At 43.4% G+C, this 1,119-nt stretch carries 1 protein-coding gene and 1 pseudogene; both read left to right on the top strand.

The window, feature by feature from the left end; translation table 11 throughout:
• A pseudogene (locus ACWHAR_RS22630) lies at positions 1-111 on the top strand (nicotinate-nucleotide diphosphorylase (carboxylating)); the annotation flags it as partial.
• On the top strand, positions 98-1,119 hold a 1,022-nt coding region (nadA, locus tag ACWHAR_RS22635; RefSeq protein WP_452087896.1), incomplete at its 3' end, for a quinolinate synthase NadA. The pseudogene ACWHAR_RS22630 and the gene nadA, both read left to right, overlap by 14 nt.

The following is a 1,119-nucleotide window of genomic DNA, read 5'->3' on the forward strand; positions in this document are numbered from 1 at the left end:
AATTATATTTCATTAGGATTTCTGACTCATTCCGTCAAAAGTTTAGATATCAGTATGGATGTTACGTTATCAAATGAATCTGTGGAGGAATGCCATTATGTCAATTCTTGATGTGATCAAACAATCGAATGATATGATGCCCGAAAGTTATAAAGAACTATCGAGAAAGGATATGGAAACGCGCGTTGCCGCCATTAAGAAAAAGTTCGGCAGCAGGCTCTTTATACCAGGCCATCATTATCAAAAGGATGAAGTGATGCAATTTGCTGACCAAACAGGCGACTCCCTGCAATTGGCCCAAGTAGCGGAAAAAAACAAAGATGCGGATTATATCGTATTTTGCGGTGTTCACTTTATGGCAGAAACCGCCGATATGCTGACAAGCGAGCAGCAAACGGTCGTCCTGCCGGATATGAGAGCTGGATGTTCTATGGCTGACATGGCTGACATGCAGCAGACCAATAGGGCATGGAAGAAGCTTCAGCATATATTTGGAGATACGATCATACCTTTAACTTATGTGAACTCCACTGCGGAGATCAAGGCATTCGTCGGAAAGCATGGCGGAGCAACTGTGACTTCTTCGAATGCGAAAAAAGTGCTTGAATGGGCGTTTACACAGAAAAAAAGAATTTTATTTTTGCCTGATCAGCATTTAGGGAGAAATACGGCTTATGATCTGGGCATTGCGCTTGAAGATATGGCTGTGTGGGACCCGATGAAAGATGAATTAGTAGCTGAATCCGGGCATACGAATGTGAAAGTGATTTTGTGGAAAGGGCATTGCTCTGTTCACGAGAAATTCACCACTAAAAATATCCATGATATGAGAGAGCGAGACCCCGACATTCAGATCATTGTGCACCCGGAATGCTCACACGAAGTCGTGACACTAAGCGATGATAACGGATCAACGAAATATATTATCGACACAATCAATCAGGCTCCGGCGGGAAGCAAGTGGGCAATCGGGACAGAAATGAATCTTGTTCAGCGGATCATTCACGAGCATCCAGATAAACAAATCGAATCACTCAACCCTGACATGTGCCCTTGCCTGACAATGAACCGAATTGATTTGCCGCATTTGTTGTGGTCGCTGGAACAAATTGAAAAAGG

This window comes from Bacillus sp. LR--39 (assembly GCF_053613335.1).